This is a genomic window from Aeromonas sp. TW 6 (assembly GCF_013168745.1).
Lineage (GTDB): Bacteria > Pseudomonadota > Gammaproteobacteria > Enterobacterales > Aeromonadaceae > Aeromonas > Aeromonas caviae.
In genome coordinates this window covers 67,058-82,084 of the sequence record NZ_JABERS010000020.1, presented here as the reverse complement: position 1 = coordinate 82,084, position 15,027 = coordinate 67,058, and the positions used below count along the sequence as shown (strand labels likewise).

14 protein-coding genes are annotated in these 15,027 nt (G+C 62.2%); 7 read left to right on the top strand and 7 right to left on the bottom strand.

Annotated features, from left to right (window positions below):
- The first annotated feature begins 274 nt into the window (after positions 1-274).
- Positions 275-1,618 (top strand): potassium channel family protein, encoded by a 1,344-nt coding sequence (locus HKD46_RS11830; protein WP_043152903.1) that lies wholly within the window; start codon positions 275-277, stop codon positions 1,616-1,618.
- A 236-nt stretch (positions 1,619-1,854) separates the two neighbouring features.
- Entirely contained in the window at positions 1,855-2,454 is a 600-nt protein-coding gene (locus tag HKD46_RS11825) for a Yip1 family protein (RefSeq protein ID WP_029314835.1), read from the top strand.
- Positions 2,455-2,568: 114 nt separating this feature from the next.
- On the opposite strand, the gene HKD46_RS11820 is transcribed toward HKD46_RS11825, so the two are convergent.
- Entirely contained in the window at positions 2,569-2,901 is a 333-nt protein-coding gene (locus HKD46_RS11820) for a hypothetical protein (protein ID WP_039039727.1), read from the bottom strand.
- 383 nt (positions 2,902-3,284) lie between these two features.
- Here HKD46_RS11820 and HKD46_RS11815 point away from each other — a divergent pair, with 383 nt between their 5' ends.
- Positions 3,285-4,778, top strand: coding sequence for a histidine-type phosphatase (locus HKD46_RS11815; RefSeq protein ID WP_052814390.1), 1,494 nt, complete (start codon positions 3,285-3,287; stop codon positions 4,776-4,778).
- A gap of 52 nt (positions 4,779-4,830) precedes the next feature.
- Here the strand turns inward: HKD46_RS11815 and HKD46_RS11810 are convergent, their stop codons facing one another.
- A complete protein-coding gene (locus tag HKD46_RS11810) occupies positions 4,831-5,706 on the bottom strand; it encodes a DMT family transporter (protein WP_171865451.1) in 876 nt (291 codons plus the stop codon).
- A gap of 96 nt (positions 5,707-5,802) precedes the next feature.
- On the opposite strand from HKD46_RS11810, the gene HKD46_RS11805 reads away from it, so the two are divergent.
- Complete coding sequence (locus tag HKD46_RS11805; RefSeq protein WP_039039724.1) at positions 5,803-6,261, top strand: Lrp/AsnC family transcriptional regulator; 459 nt, start codon at positions 5,803-5,805, stop codon at positions 6,259-6,261.
- Between the two features lie 87 nt (positions 6,262-6,348).
- On the opposite strand, the gene HKD46_RS11800 is transcribed toward HKD46_RS11805, so the two are convergent.
- The 4 genes from HKD46_RS11800 to treR form a co-directional block, all read right to left on the bottom strand.
- Positions 6,349-6,969, bottom strand: a complete 621-nt coding sequence (locus HKD46_RS11800; RefSeq protein WP_171865450.1) for a sugar O-acetyltransferase — start codon at positions 6,967-6,969, stop codon at positions 6,349-6,351.
- Positions 6,969-8,633, bottom strand: coding sequence for an alpha,alpha-phosphotrehalase (gene treC / locus HKD46_RS11795; protein WP_171865449.1), 1,665 nt, complete (start codon positions 8,631-8,633; stop codon positions 6,969-6,971). Before treC ends, HKD46_RS11800 begins: the two co-directional genes overlap by 1 nt.
- 88 nt (positions 8,634-8,721) lie before the next feature.
- Positions 8,722-10,152 (bottom strand): PTS trehalose transporter subunit IIBC, encoded by a 1,431-nt coding sequence (gene treB, locus HKD46_RS11790; protein ID WP_043152890.1) that lies wholly within the window; start codon positions 10,150-10,152, stop codon positions 8,722-8,724.
- 186 nt (positions 10,153-10,338) lie between these two features.
- Positions 10,339-11,286 (bottom strand): trehalose operon repressor TreR, encoded by a 948-nt coding sequence (gene treR, locus HKD46_RS11785; protein ID WP_041211765.1) that lies wholly within the window; start codon positions 11,284-11,286, stop codon positions 10,339-10,341.
- A 134-nt stretch (positions 11,287-11,420) separates the two neighbouring features.
- Between treR and HKD46_RS11780 the strand changes: the two genes are divergently transcribed.
- The 3 genes from HKD46_RS11780 (at position 11,421) to ansB (ending at position 13,865) form a co-directional block, all read left to right on the top strand.
- The gene (locus HKD46_RS11780; protein WP_171865448.1) at positions 11,421-12,371 is read left to right on the top strand and encodes an AEC family transporter; all 951 of its coding nucleotides are present in this window, start codon (positions 11,421-11,423) and stop codon (positions 12,369-12,371) included.
- Between the two features lie 111 nt (positions 12,372-12,482).
- Complete coding sequence (locus HKD46_RS11775) at positions 12,483-12,677, top strand: heavy-metal-associated domain-containing protein (RefSeq protein WP_042015137.1); 195 nt, start codon at positions 12,483-12,485, stop codon at positions 12,675-12,677.
- Positions 12,678-12,806: 129 nt separating this feature from the next.
- Positions 12,807-13,865 carry an L-asparaginase 2 gene (gene ansB, locus HKD46_RS11770; RefSeq protein ID WP_171865447.1) on the top strand — a complete coding sequence of 353 codons (1,059 nt, stop codon included), beginning with the start codon at positions 12,807-12,809 and terminating at the stop codon, positions 13,863-13,865.
- Positions 13,866-13,959: 94 nt separating this feature from the next.
- Here ansB and HKD46_RS11765 read toward each other — a convergent pair whose 3' ends face one another.
- The gene (locus tag HKD46_RS11765) at positions 13,960-14,946 is read right to left on the bottom strand and encodes a sodium:calcium antiporter (protein WP_237682636.1); all 987 of its coding nucleotides are present in this window, start codon (positions 14,944-14,946) and stop codon (positions 13,960-13,962) included.
- Positions 14,947-15,027 lie beyond the last annotated feature (81 nt).

The window sequence follows — 15,027 nt, the reverse complement described above, 5'->3', positions numbered from 1 at the left end:
GATTACGACGACATCCTTGATGCCTGCACATCGGCCTGGAAGCACTTTATTGCCGATGTGGAGCGGGTGATGTCACTTTGTAGCCGAGATTGGATAAAACTGACCTAATGTTTAATCCGATTGGTATGAGAAAGCATTTATGCATTTTTTTTCAAATGGTTAACTTTTTTCTCCTGATTCTTAGGGGCCATTCGTTGCTGTTGTAAGCTCGCTTCTATTGGTTGCACTTGACAGAGAATCACCGACGAGAACATCTCCATTACTGAGGTCATCTATGAATGCAACAGAGCTTTGGCAGCTTTCCCCCGAGCAATTCAACGAGTGGCGGCGTGAGAACGATTATCCCCGTATCTGGGCGCTGCTGGTGGCGTCGCTGCCCCATTTCGACGACTGGATGGCGGAGCAGAAGATAGAAAAAAGCGTGATCTTCCAGATCGGCATCGCCCGCTTCATCAGCTCCCGCTGCGTGCTGAGCCTTTGTGTCTACATGAGCGACGACAAGGTCCGTCTGTATGAGAGCGCCTCGAGTGCACTGGAATCCCTGCGCAAGAGCGGTCTCATCCGCTCGGAGACCCGTTTCGAGCCTTACAGCATGTGGCTGGCGGGAAAACATGGCAATGACGAGGTGAAACGGGTGCAAAGCCTGCTCTCGGTCTCGGAGAACAACAAGGGGGAAGCCCAGGTGCTGGGCAAGCATCGTCTGCTCAACATCGGCGGTGTTACCCTCAAAAGCCCCATCATCTCCGGCCGGTTGCTCGATTTTACCTGTCTCGACGAGCTCTCTCTCGATGGGGCCGTCAACAACTCCAAGGTTTATCTGTGGCACTGCTCGGCCAAGGGGGTCAGGGTCAATGGCGGGGTGATCGGGCTCGATCTGTTCGACTCCCTGCTGTGGGACCACAGGGCCTGGGCCAAGAAGCGGGAGCTGGCGCTGGAGGACGGGGTCTTTCAGGACTTCACCATAGAGTGCGAGGAGATCCGCTTCCACTCCTCCCGGGCGGTGCTGAAAAACTTCAGCGTCAGCGCCAAGAACTTCGATGCCACCATGGAGCACACCAACCTGGACAAGGTGGAGGTGGTCTACAACGACAATGGGCGGATCGACCACAATGAGGCGAGCAAACTCTATCGCAATGCCAAGCGCCTCTTCTCCAGCGTGGGTGACACCGTCGATGCCGGCGAGTGTTACTACAAGGAGAAGCTGCACGAGATGAAGTCCCTGGCGAGCCCGCGGGAGCTGTTCCGGGAGCGCTGGTTGCGAAGCGGTCCGATGACGAAGTGCTGGCTCTCCCTGTTGTGCTATCTCAAGTGCGCGGGCAAGTTCATCAGCTTCATCACCTGGGGGTTTGGGGAGCGTCCCATCAGAAGCCTGCTGATGTCGATGGGGGTGATCCTGCTGGCGACCCTGACCTATTTCCTGGCGCCGGAGTCTGCAACCCACGGCCATCTGGGGCGCTCTCTCTATTTCAGCATCGTCACCTTCGTGACCCTGGGTTATGGGGACATCTCCCAGACCTCCTCGCCGCTGCAACTGCTGTCGGCCATCGAAGCCTTCTGCGGCATGTTCCTGACCGGTCTCTTCCTCGCGGGTTTTGCCTCGAAAACCAAGCAGTATTGACGGGAGCGCCGACGGCGGGTGCCATCAGTGCCCGCCTCCGGTGCCCTCCTGCTGTCTCCCCATCCCTCCGGCTGTCCCGGCGACCTTGCTTGACGCAGCGGCGGTGGAGCGACTTTATTTAAAGTCATCGCATGCCATGGCAAGCGATGGCGCCACCAGCGCCCGGACATGACGCAATCAGAGGAGAAAGCCCGGTATCGATCCGCCAACCACCGATGTAGAGAAGGAATAACGCTATGATATTGAATCACTTATGGGGATTGTATGCCCATCCCCACACCGAATGGCATACCATAGACGAGCGGCACGACAGCTTCAGAAACAGTCTGACCCACATCCTGCTCGTGGCCCTTATCCCTCCCATCTGCGCCTACTATTCCGCCGTTCACATCGGCTGGAGCATCGGGGTCGGCGATCCCATCACCCTGACCGCCAACAGTGCATTCAAGCTGTCGGTCGCCATGTACGTGACCCTTATCATCGGCGTGTTGGCACTCTCCTATCTGGTGCACTGGATGGGGCATACCTTCGGCTCGGATCCCAGCTACACGACCTCGCTGGAGCTGGCGGCCTACACCTCCACGCCACTCTTCATGGTGGGCTTCTCCGCTTTCTTCCCGCATCTCTGGTTCGTGATGCTCATCGGTTTGGTCGGGCTGACCTATTCCGTCTACCTGCTCTATATCGGCGTGCCCATCCTGATGCACATCACCAAGGAGCAGGGATTCATCTACGCCAGCTCAGTGGTGACTGTCGGCCTGGTGTTGCTGGTCTGCGTGCTGGCTGCCACGGCCATCCTGTGGGGATCCGGCTTCGGTCCCGTCTTCACCCAGTAGCCGTGCGTGCCGACGGCAACGACGACAAGGGCGCCTTGATGGCGCCCTTGTCGTTGATCTCTCGCCTGGTCGGCGTGTCTTTGCCAGACCCGGGAGGGACGTCGTCTGCGTTGATCAGCGGGGATTGCCGCTGCCGATGCCGAACGGGATGCGGTAATCGCTGCTCTGATCGCCGAGGCTGACGGTCAGGTTGCCTTGGGCGCGGCTCGGGATCTGTACCTGCTGGGTACCCATCAGGTTGGCGTGGACGGAGGCCACCAGATCACCGGATTCATCGCGCACCTCCAGCATGGGGTTGGCCTTGCCAGCCATGGCGGCGCTGGCATGCCAGTTCACGAACAGCACACCCGGGGTGGCGTTGAAGTCGGCGGGGACGGAAGCCTGGGCAACACCGGCACTCATCAGGCCTGCAACGGCCAGCATCTTGATCACGTTTTTCATGTTCATTCACTCTCTTGGTTTTTATGTCATTGGCAAGGCCTGACAGGCCTGCATCAATGCATCCTTGCAAGAGGTCATTCAAATGGTGTGTTGTTTTGTCACGGATGTTTGTCACCCATGTGTATGGGGGACTGCCATGAACGACCAGTTGTTTTGCGGCTTGGCGCTCCTGCCTAAGCGATGTGTGAATATTAAGCGCCTCACCCGGTCATTGTTAGCGAGATAAACTGGCCTACATGTTCAAAAAATATGAATGATTTTTTTGTGGGGGGACATAGACGGGTTGGAGGGTGTTCACCCTTCCGGAGAGAGGTGCATGTCCCAGACCTGACACCGGATTGTCACATCCGGTGCGTACTGTGCGGCTTCATTTTCACACTGGTTCAAGGATGACTATGTTTCGCGTCTCTTCCCTTGCCGCCTGCGTGGCGGCCACCCTGCTGAGCGGCTGCAATTCGGGCAATGACTCCTCCTCGCCCGCCGTCGGCGACTATCAATACAGCACCAAGGCGGTCTATGCCGCCCGTCAGGCAATGAACAGCTATGAGGTTGCCCCTGAAGGCTTTAGTCCCGTCTTCACCGAACTGGTGGCACGCCATGGCTCCCGCTCGTTGTCGAGCCCCAAATACGATGTGCTGACCAAGCTGGTGTGGGAGGAGGCCGCAAGACAGGGGGCCTTGACCGAGCTGGGCCAACGGCTCGGCGCCAAGGTGGACGCCGTCACGGCCGCCAACCAGACCCTCGGCTATGGCCTGCTGAGTGCGCTCGGCAAGGAGGAGCACGCCAACCTGGCGACCCGGCTCGCCGAACGGCTGCCCACCCTGCTGACCACTGAATCGACTCCCCTCTGCCTCAAGGTCGAGACATCGGGCAAGGATCGCGCCAACGAAAGCGCCTACTTCTTCATGCAGAGCCTGGCCAAACGGGTCTCTCTGGTGACGGACAGCCCCGACTGTTACGTCAGCCAGGAGAACCCTTCCGAGATCGACAAGGGGCTGCGCAACAAGTTCGAGCTCTACTTCCACAAGACCGAGCCACAGGGGGAGTACACCCGGTATCTGCCCACCTTCCAGGCCTATCAGGCCTTTGTCGGGGACGAAGACAACGGGGTGGCTCCCGCTCCCGAGCTGACCGAGGCCCTCGATGCGCTCAAGGCCCTGCCCAGGACCCGGGTGATGGCCCGCGAGATGCTCGAGCGTCTCTACAGCAAGGCCTTCGTCGACGAGCTGGCCGCCGGGGTGGATTATGTGGCGGTGAACCCGGAAGACGGCGGCAAGACCCATGTGCGCGACGAGGTGGACGCCGCCCTCATGCTCTACAACCTCTTCATCATCGGCCCGGGGATGATCCGGGAGGCGCAGGCACAAGGCGGGTCCTGGGATCTCGAGCAGTTCATCACGCCAGAGGAGTCTGCCTGGTTCTCCTACCTTTCCGATGCCGAGGACTTCTACGAGAAGGGGCCGAGTGTTGCCAGCCAGAGCGCCACCTACGCCGTGGCCCAGCCCCTGCTTGACGGCCTCTTCAACGAGGTACAGACCCAGGTGGTGGAAGAGGCGGGCGAGCATGTCGCCAAGCTGCGCTTTGCCCATGCGGAGACCCTGATCCCGCTGGCGGCCCTGATGAAGCTGGCAGGGAGCCGCCAGAGCGCCCAGCCCGGCGTGTTGATGAGCCAGGAAAACAACGAATGGCGTGGCGGCTGGGTCTCTCCCTATGCGGCCAACATCCAGTGGGATGTCTACCGCAACGAGGCCGGCCGGGTGCTGGTGAAGATGCTTTACAACGAGAAGGAGCTCGCCTTCAAGGCAGGTTGCGCCCCCATTGCGGTGGGCAGCTTCTTCTATGACTTCGGCGAGCTCAAACGCTGTTACGACTACTCGTCCTGACGCGCTCGTGCCATCCCCGGGGCCGGTCATCGCCGGCCCCGCGTTTTTTGGTTCAGGCGGAGCCCGCATGTCGACGACCCGCCTGCCAGGTGGTGCCCATGGAGGCGGCGATGATGGCGGCTATCCCGAGCCATTGGGACGGGGGCAACTGCTCGCCCAGCCATACCAGTCCCATCAAGGCTCCCATGGCCGGTTCACCGCTGGTGAGAATGCCGTAGCTCTTGAGGGGAAGGCGGCGCAGGGCAAACATCTCGAGAGAGTAGGGGATGGCGCTCGAGAGCAGCCCCACCCCGATGATGGTGAGGATCACGGGGACGGTGAATGACGCCTCGATCGCACCCTCCAGCCCGAAGGGCAATACCAGCAGGGTGCCCACCCACATGCCCAGCGCCGGAGCCTGTGCGCCCAGCAAGGCTCCTGCCCGCTTTCCGGTGAGCATATAGAGCCCCCAGAAGAGGCCAGCCCCGAGAGCCAGTGCGGCTCCCAGGGGATCGATGGCCTGCTGTGTTGCCCGCAGGGGCAAGAGCAGCAGCAGGCCGGCGATGGCCAGTATCAGCCAGATGAAGTCTGCCCGGTGGCATGAGGAGAGCAGGGCCACTGTCAGGGGGCCGATGAACTCGATGGCCAGGGCTACGCCGAGGGGAATGCGTGCGATGGCGAGATAGAAGAGCAGGTTCATTGCCCCAAGCGACAGGCCGTAGGGGATGGCGCCCAGCAGGGTGCGACGGTCGAGGGGGGCACGCCAGATGCGAAACACCAGGGAGAGGAGGAGGGCGGCGCACCCCAGCCGGAACAGGGTCGTACCTGCGGCACCCAGCAGGGGAAACAGGGATTTGGCCAGGGAGGCGCCGAGGGTGATCGACAACATGGCGAGCAGGACGGCCAGAAGGGAGGAGAGGGCATTGGAATTGGGTTGCATGGTGTTCATACCGGGCAGGACGATGAGCAATAAAATATATCTGGAGACTTGGGTAAAACCGGTCTAATACTGGCCTTGTTCGATAATTTTTATCTAATGAACCCCATGACCGACAAATTTGATCTGCTCATCCTCGCCGAGCTGCAACAGGATGCCCGTCTGCCCACGCCGGAGCTGGCCCACAGGGTCGGTCTTTCCGCCCCTGCCTGCTACCGCCGCGTCCGCGCCTTGCGGGAGTCCGGTCTCATCGAGCGGGAAGTTGCGCTGGTGGCACCGTCCACCATGGGCTGGCCCATCACCATGCTGGTGCTGGTGACCCTGGAGCGGGATCATGGCCGCATCGTCGATGAGATGATCGCCAGCCTGCAGCGGGAACCCGAGGTGATGGATCTCTGGTATGTGACGGGGGAGCAGGACTTCGTGCTGCAAGTGGCCGCCAGGGACATGCAAAGTTACGAGCAGTTCACCCGTCGGGTGCTCCATGCCAGGGACCAGGTGCGCAGTTTCAAGACTCTGGTGGTCATGGGACAGCACAAGCGTTGCGGCGCCTTGCTGCCCGGGTAAAGAGGGGGTTGCGCCGAAGCCTTGCCGGCATTGCGGGAGCGCCGTCAGGGAAAGGAACAGGGGCAGGTACGGCCTGCCCCTTCTGTGTCAGCCAGGTTCCCCGGGCGCCAGCTCCTCTGCCGTCATGGGGCGCAAGACCCGGCAGGGATTGCCGACCGCCACCACGCCTGCCGGAATGTCTCTGGTGACAACGGACCCCGCCCCGATGACGCTGTTGTCCCCTATGGTGACGCCCGGGCAGATGACGACGCTGCCCCCAATCCAGACGTTGTTGCCGATGCGCACCGGCTTGCCGAACTCCACCCCCTTGATGCGCGGCGCTACCGCCACCGGGTGGGTAGCGGTGTAGATCTGCACTCCGGGGGCCAGCAGCACGTTGTCGCCTATGTGTACCTCGCACACATCCAGGATGGTGCAGTTGAAATTGGTGTAGAAATTCTCGCCGACAAAGATGTTGGCGCCATAGTCGCAGAAGAAGGGGGGCGTGATGAAACAGCGTTCTGCGCGGCCACCCAGCAGGCGGGTGAGGCGCTCATCCCAACCAGGGGCATCGGTTCGCTCCCGGTTCAGTTCTCCCAGCAGGGCGCGGCACTGCTCCCGCGCAGCCCGCAGTTCGGGGTCCCCTGCATCATAGGGCGCTCCCGCCACCATCTTCTGCCACTCGGGGCCACGCACAGCGGGCCGCTGCACTGTCGTTGCGTCAGTCATCATTGCTCCATCAGCCAGATCAGGGATTCGTAAGGGCGCAGCTTGCAGGATTGCGGCCGGGTCGGGCTGTCTTGGTAGTTGCCAAGCAACAGGCGCCCCTCTCCATTGGCCAGTTCGGCAGGCAGCTCGAAGGCCACCGGCTCGCCGTAGAAGTTGCTCACCACCAGCAGGGTCTGACCGTCGGCGCGGCGGACATAGGCCCAGATCTGCGGGTGCCCGGTCAGCAGCTCCTGATAATCCCCCTGAGTGAAGATGGGGTGCGCCTTGCGAAGGGCGATGAGATCCCGATAGTGCCAGAACACCGAGTGCTGGTCGGCGAGCGCCGCTTCGGCGTTGATCTCGGGGTAGTTGGCGGCGGGCTTGAGCCAGGGCGTCCCGCTGGTGAAACCGGCGTTGGAGGCGGCGCTCCACTGCATCGGGGTGCGCGAGTTGTCCCGGGACTTGGCGCCGAGAATGGCGAGGATCTCGGCCTCGCTCATCCCTTCCGCCTGCTTGATGGCGAAGATGTTGCGGCTCTCCACATCCTGATAGTCGTTGATGCACTGATAGCCGGGGTTGGTCATGCCGATCTCCTCCCCCTGATAGATGTAGGGCGTCCCCTGCAGGCCGTGCAGCGTGCTGGCCAGCATCTTGGCGGCCACTACCCGCTGTTCGCCCTCGTCACCGAAACGGGAGACGATGCGCGGCTGATCGTGGTTGCACCAGAAGAGCGCCGACCACCCCTTGCCGTGCATGCCGCACTGCCAGTGGTTGAAGATGCGCTTGAGTTCGAGGAAATCGAACGGTGCCTTGGTCCACTTGTCGCCGCCCGGGTAATCCACCTTGAGGTGATGGAAGTTGAACACCATGGAGAGCTCTGAGCCATCCAGCGCGCCATAGCGCTGGCAGTGCTCCAGGCTGGTGGAAGACATCTCGCCCACCGTCATGGCCCCCACGGGGGCGAAGACGTCGCGGCTCACATCCTGCAAAAATTCGTGGATGCGCGGCCCGTCGGTGTAGAAGCGGCGGCCATCCCCCACCTCGTCGTCAGGGAATGCCTGATCCTTGGAGATGAGGTTGATGACGTCGAGGCGGAAACCGTCCACCCCTTTCTTCGCCCAGAAATGGATGATCTTCTTCACCTCGGCGCGCACGGCCGGGTTCTCCCAGTTGAGATCCGCCTGCTCGCGGGCAAAGAGGTGCAGGTAGTACTGGCCGGTGGCCGGGTCCAGCTCCCAGGCGCTGCCGCCAAACTTGGATTGCCAGTTGTTGGGCACGCCGCCGTCCACCGGATCTTTCCAGATGTAGTAGTCGCGATAGGGGCTGTGCTTGTCTCCCAGCGCCGACTTGAACCAGGCGTGCTCGGTGGAGGTGTGATTCACCACTATGTCCATCACGATGCGGATGCCGCGCGCATGGGCGGCGCCCAGCAGGGCCTCGAAGTCGGTCATGGTGCCGTAGGCGGGATCTATGTTGAGGTAATCGGCGATGTCGTAGCCGTTGTCCACCTGGGGGGAGACGTAGACCGGGGTCAGCCAGAGGGCATCGACCCCCAGCGTCTTGAGGTAGTCGAGGCGGGCCATGATCCCCTTGAGATCACCGGTGCCACGGGCGCCGGAATCCTGAAAGCTTTTGGGGTAGATCTGGTAAATCACGGCGCTTTGCCACCAGGGTGTCTGTGTCATGGTTGGTTCGCTCATTGGTTGAAACCGGATTAGTTGGAACAGGGCAACGATAAAAGGCGGAGCCAGGGCTCCGCCGAGGTTGTGTGGATCAGGCCGTGGTCAGATCCAGCTTGCCGGCAGCCTGCTGGCGCTTGTAGACCAGCAGGGTCAGCAGGGCGGGGACCACGATGGCCACCAGCATGGCGATGGCGTAGATGCCCCAGTATTGCGGCTGGATGGAGAGGATGCCTGGCAGGCCGCCCACCCCGATGCCGTTGGCCATCACCCCGGCGAAGCCGCAGATGAGAGCCGCACAGCTTGAGCCCACCATGGCGCACAGCATGGGGAACTTGTACTTGAGGTTGATGCCGTACATGGCCGGCTCGGTCACCCCGAGATAGGCGGAGATGGCGGCCGGGACCGAGATCTCCCGCTCGTTCTCCTTGCGGCTGATCAGGATGATGCCGACGACCGCAGACGCCTGGGCGATGTTGGAGAGGGCGATCAGCGGCCAGATGGGGGTGCCGCCCATGCTCTGCATCAGTTGCAGGTCCACCGCGTTGGTGGTGTGGTGGATGCCGGTGATGACCAGGGGCGCATAGAGGAAGCCGAACAGGGCGGCGCCGATGGGGGCAAACGAACCCGTCATGGCCGCCTTGGCGGCAAAGCCGACGCCGTCACCAATCCAGCGGCCGAACGGACCGATCAGGGCGTGGGCCACGATCACCGCCAGCAGCAGGGAGATGAAGGGCACAATCACCAGGTAGAGATAGGCCGGGATGATGCGCTTGAGGCTGGTCTCCACCCAGGCGAGGAAGACACCCGCCAGCAGGGCCGGAATGACCTGGGCCTGATACCCCACTTTCTGGATGACGAAGAGGCCGAAGTCCCACACTTCCGGGGTCTGCTGGCCGATGCCATAGGCGTTCATCAGTTGCGGCGACACCAGCGTGATACCCAGCACGATGCCGAGGATCTCGGAGCCACCCATCTTCTTCACCGCAGACCAGCAGACACCCACCGGCAGGAAGTGGAAGATGGCTTCACCCAGCAGCCAGAGGAAGGCGTGCACCTGGGCCCAGAACTGGCTGATCTCGGTGAGGGTGTGGGTGCCGTCGTCGAACATCTTGATGTCGCCGATGACGTTGCGAAAGCCCAGGATCAGACCACCGGTGATGATGGCGGGCAGCAGGGGGACGAAGATCTCCGCCAGGTGGGAGATGCCGCGCTCCAACGGGTTCATGTTGTGGCGGGCGGCCTGCTTGGCGGCCTCCTTGCTGCCACCGCTCACGCCGATCTCCTGGGTGAGCGCCTTGTACCACTGATCCACCTCGTTGCCGATCACCACCTGGAACTGGCCGCCCTGGGTGAAGCTTCCCTTCACCGAAGGGATGGTCTCGATGGCCTTGGGGTCGGCCTTGGCCGGATCGGCCAGCACGAACCTGAGCCGGGTCAGGCAGTGGCTGACAGTGGTGATGTTCTCTTTGCCGCCGATCCGCTCGATCAGCTGCGCCAGATGCTGTGTGTTGACTTTTGACATGAGCCTTCCCTCTGTGACTCCATGAATAATGGTCGTGTCTTTACCGGCTGGCCAAGGACCGCCCGTTTATTGGTATCGTTCCCAATCAGCATGAAGCCAGTGGCTCGCATCGGCAATGGGAACGTTCCCAATTCGTGGCTCTGGTCACAAAAAGCGCAAAACGCCGGGAATGGAGGAAAAGATAGACTACAGGGGCTGACAGGGGGCGATGGTCGCTCTGGGGGGTTGCCCCTCTTCAATCTGGTCGAGCAGCTGTCTGGCGGCCAGGATGCCGGCGTCCTTGTAGCCGAAATCCAGGCTGAGGGTGTTGGCAAAGAGGAACGTCAGCATGGGATTGCTGCCAAGGCCGCTCACCAGGATGTCGGTGCGACCCTGCTCCTGCAGGTATTTGGCGGCGCCGATGGCCAGGGTGTCGCTGGCACAGACCATGGCCTGGGTGGTGGGGGTGAGCAGCTCGGCCGCGAGCCGATAGCCGCTTTGCAGACCGAGATCCCCGAGGGCGCTGCGGGGTGTGCGCCCCTGTTCCCGACAGTAGTCGAGGTAAGCCTGATGCCGACGCAACCCGGTGGTGAGATCGCTGCGTTCCACCCCGAGATAGGCGACCTCGGTCAGGCCACGCTCCCCGAGGTGGGCGAGCACGGCGCGCACCGCCCCGTCATCGTCGAAGCAGACTGACGAGAAGCCGGGGCGCTCGCGGGCCATCAGCACCAGTTTCTCCCTGAGCGGCGCCATGGCGGCATAGTCCAGATCGTTGAAGGCAAACAGGATGATGCCGTCCACCCCGCGCCGCTCCAGCACCGCCAGGTGCTCGCTCACCTTGGCGGGGGAGAACTTGCTCTCCATCAGCACGGCGTCGTAGCCACGCTGGTAGAGGGTCTCCAGCATGCCGCGCACCGCCTGGTTCTCGGAGCTGGAGTCGAGGCGCGACACCACGATGCCGACCACCTGCTGGCTCTGGCTGCGCATGGCCCGCGCCGATTTGCTCGGCACGAAACCGTGCTGGGCGATCACCGATTCGACCCTGGCCCTGGTCTGGGCATTGACCTTGGGATCCTGATTGAGCACCCGGGAGACGGTCGACTTGCCGACCCCGCTGAGGCGAGCGATATCGAGGATGGTCAGTTTCTTTTCCATGGGGGATCCGTGACAGGGGAGGGCGACAATCGGGATGCAGACATTGTTGTGATTAACTCCTGTGAATACAAGCCCATGGCGTTAGAATGCCCTTTCCCAGGCGACTTTCTTCGCCGTTGCACAGGACGCGCATCATGGATCTGTTGGCAAGTCTGCACTTCTCTCTCTCCATCACGGGCCCCATCTGTCTGGTGCTGGTACTCGGCATCTGGCTCAAGCGGCTGGGTCTCTTGCCCGACAGCTTCGTCGAGTCCGCCTCCCGTCTGGTGTTCCAGGTCACCCTGCCAGCTCTCTTGTTCCTGAGCATGGTGCGCACCGATTTTTCCACCATGCCGAGCCCCTGGCTCATCCTCTATGGCCTGCTCGGCACCCTCGCCGGTTTCCTGGTGCTGGAGGTGCTGGCGGCCCGTTTCATCGGCGAGCAGAAATTGCGGGGCATCTTCGTGCAGGGCAGCTTTCGCGGTAACATGGGGATCATGGGGCTGGCCTATGTGCAAAACGCCTACGGCCCGGAGGGGATAGGGGCCGCCGCCCTGCTGGTGGGCTCCATCACAGTGCTCTACAACATCCTTGCGGTGATCACCCTGACCCGCAGCCTGGGGGGCGGAAAGGGGCTCGCCCCCATACTCAAGGGGATCGTCAAAAACCCCCTCATCATCGCCATTCTGGCGGCCCTGCCCTTCGGTCTGCTCGGCATCGAACTGCCCCAGCTGGTCATCACCACGGGCAACTATTTCGCCAACATGACCCTGCCGCTGGCCCTGCTCTGCACCGGCGCCAGCCTCAACCTCAAGGCCCTGCGCGGCGGCGCCATGCTTACCGGCTGGGCCACGGTCAACCGGTTGTGCTGCATCCCCGTGCTGCTGGTGCTGGGGGCCTGGGCGCTCGGCTTCAGCCCGCAGGCCCTCGGCATCCTGTTTCTCATCAGCTCAACCCCCACCGCCGCCGCCAGCTATGTGATGACCCGCGCCATGGGCGGTGACAGTGCCCTCGCGGCCAACATCATCGCCACCACCACCCTGGGCTCGCTCGTCACCACCAGCCTGGGGGCCGCCCTGATGAACTACCTGGGACTGATGGGGTGATGGGGCGCCGCCATGATGCACGACCCGGGGTTGACGGGATCGGCATTCACCCTTGACCTTGCCGGAGGCGGCAGCTTTAGGCTGATGTCACATCGACAGAGGAGAGAGCCCATGACCATCGAACTCACCGTTACCGGCATGTCCTGCGGCGGTTGCGCTGCCAGCCTGCAAAAGGCCCTGCTGGCCCAGCCAGCAGTCCGCACCGCCACGGTCGACTTTGCCAGCCGCCAGGCCGTCATCGAGAGCGAGCTGAGCAAAGCCGAGTTGATCGCCCTGATCGAGGCGAGAGGCTTTCAGGTAGAGTGAATTATCACTTAATTGGTATAAGTCAGACTAATATCCTGTTTACTTCTTTTTATTGGTGAGAATGATCACTTAAATCCCGTTTAAAAAGAATAAAAATGCTGCAATTCCCTCATCCAAAAGGATTGCAGCATGACCCTTCCCATTCGCAAGACCCTGATCGCCGCCGTACTCGGCATGACCCTCTCCCCCATGGCCATGGCGCTGCCCAGCGTGCACATTCTGGCCACCGGCGGCACCATCGCCGGGGCGGGCCAGTCTGCCACACAGTCCAACTACGAGGCCGGCAAGGTGGCCATCGAAACGCTGATCGCCGCCGTGCCCGAGATGAAAAACGTGGCCGACGTGCAGGGTGAGCAGGTGGTCAAGATCGGCTCCCAGGACATGAACGACGAGGTGTGGCTCACGCTCGCCAAGCGCGTCAACGCGCTGCTGGCCAGGGATGACGTGGACGGCATCGTCATCACCCATGGCACCGACACCATGGAGGAGACCGCCTACTTCCTCAATCTGACCGTCAAGAGCGACAAGCCGGTGGTGCTGGTGGGCGCCATGCGCCCCTCCACCGCCATGAGCGCCGACGGCCCCATGAACCTCTACAACGCCGTGGTGACTGCCTCCGACCCCGCCTCAAAGGGACGTGGCGTCATGGTGGCGATGAACGACACCGTGCTGGATGCCCGCGACGTCACCAAGACAAACACCACAGGAGTGCAGACCTTCGCCTCCCCCAACTTCGGCCCGCTCGGCTACATCCACAACGGCAAGATCGACTACCAGCGCAGCCCGGCCCGCCAGCACACCAGCAAGACCCCGTTCGACGTGAGCAAGCTCGACAAGTTGCCCCAGGTCGGCATCGTCTACAGCTACGCCAACGCCTCGGATCTGCCGGCCAAGGCCCTGGTGGATGCCAAGTTCGACGGCATCGTCAGCGCCGGGGTGGGCAACGGCAACCTCTACCACACCCTGTTCGACACCCTGGCCAAGGCGAGCAAGGACGGCATTCGCGTGGTGCGTTCCGCCCGCGTGCCGACCGGTTCCACCACCCTGGATGCCGAGATCGATGACGCCAAGTACGGCTTCGTCGCCGCCGAGACCCTCAACCCGCAGAAGGCGCGGGTGCTGCTGATGCTCGCCCTGACCCAGAGCAAGGATCCGGCCCAGATCCAGCGCTGGTTCCAGCAGTTCTAAGACCTCGGATCGGTCTGATTGACACTACCCCGTGAGATGAAGGGCAGGATAGGATCCTGCCCTTTCTTGTTGCGCCAGAGGCAGAGGCCGGCCCTCAGCTCATCATCAGCCAGCCGCAGAAACCCAGGTAAACCAGTCCCACCAGGGCGAGCCTGCCCGCCGTCATCCGCTCCCGACTGAACCCCCACCACAGCAGCGTGACCGCCAGCAGCGTCACCAGCGAGGAGGCCATCATGGTGCTGTCCAGCAGCCAGGGAGTGAACAGCAGGCAGAACGCCTTGGGAATGGTGCCCTGGATCATCATGGCGCCGGAGATATTGGCCAGTGCCAGCCGGTGTTTGCCCTGCCGCACCCAGATGAGCACGTTCATCAGCTCGGGCATTTCGGTGGCCACCGGGCTCAGCAACAGGGCGGCCACTACCGGCGAGAGGCCGAACAGCTCGCCCATGTTCTCCAGCTGGTGAACGAACAGCTGGGCCGCCAGCGCCACCACGCCGAGCGCCACCAGGGTTTGCAGCAGCACCTTGCCGAGCGCCGGGATCCTGGCGTGCGGATCCAGCTTGAGGGGGGAGGGCAATTCCGCATCGTGGCTGTCGGTCTGTTTCAGCTCACGTCGCACATAGAGGAGGTACATCAGCACGAACAGGGGGGCCAGCCAGGTTTTACCGGTGAAGGCCACCATGCCAAGCAGCACGGCCAACAGGAAGATGCCGGCAAACCAGGCCTGATCGCGGCCTATCTCCCGCTGCACCTCGCCATTGATGGCTCTGTGCTCCCGGCTCATGCACAGCAGCAGGGTCACGCCGACGGCAGCATAGCCTATGGTAGCCAGCACCAGCGGGCCGCCGAGGGCCGCACCTATGCCTATCTGCTGCTGGGCGGGGGCATCCCCCATCAGCAGCGCGGTCAGGGTGACGATGCATTCGGGCAGGGCCGTGCCGAGGGCAGCCAGCAGAGAACCGGTGGCGCTTTGGGACAGTTTGAAATGATGGCCGGTCCATTCGATGCCGTTGACGAAGTATTCGCAGGCCAGATAGATGGTGACGGCAGAGATCAGAAATAACAGCAGGGTGATCAGCATGACGAGTAACCGCCAGGCGAGCAGAACAACCGATGGACCCGATACGGCTCGCCCGGCTGGCGTGCATATCGAGGCCAAAGG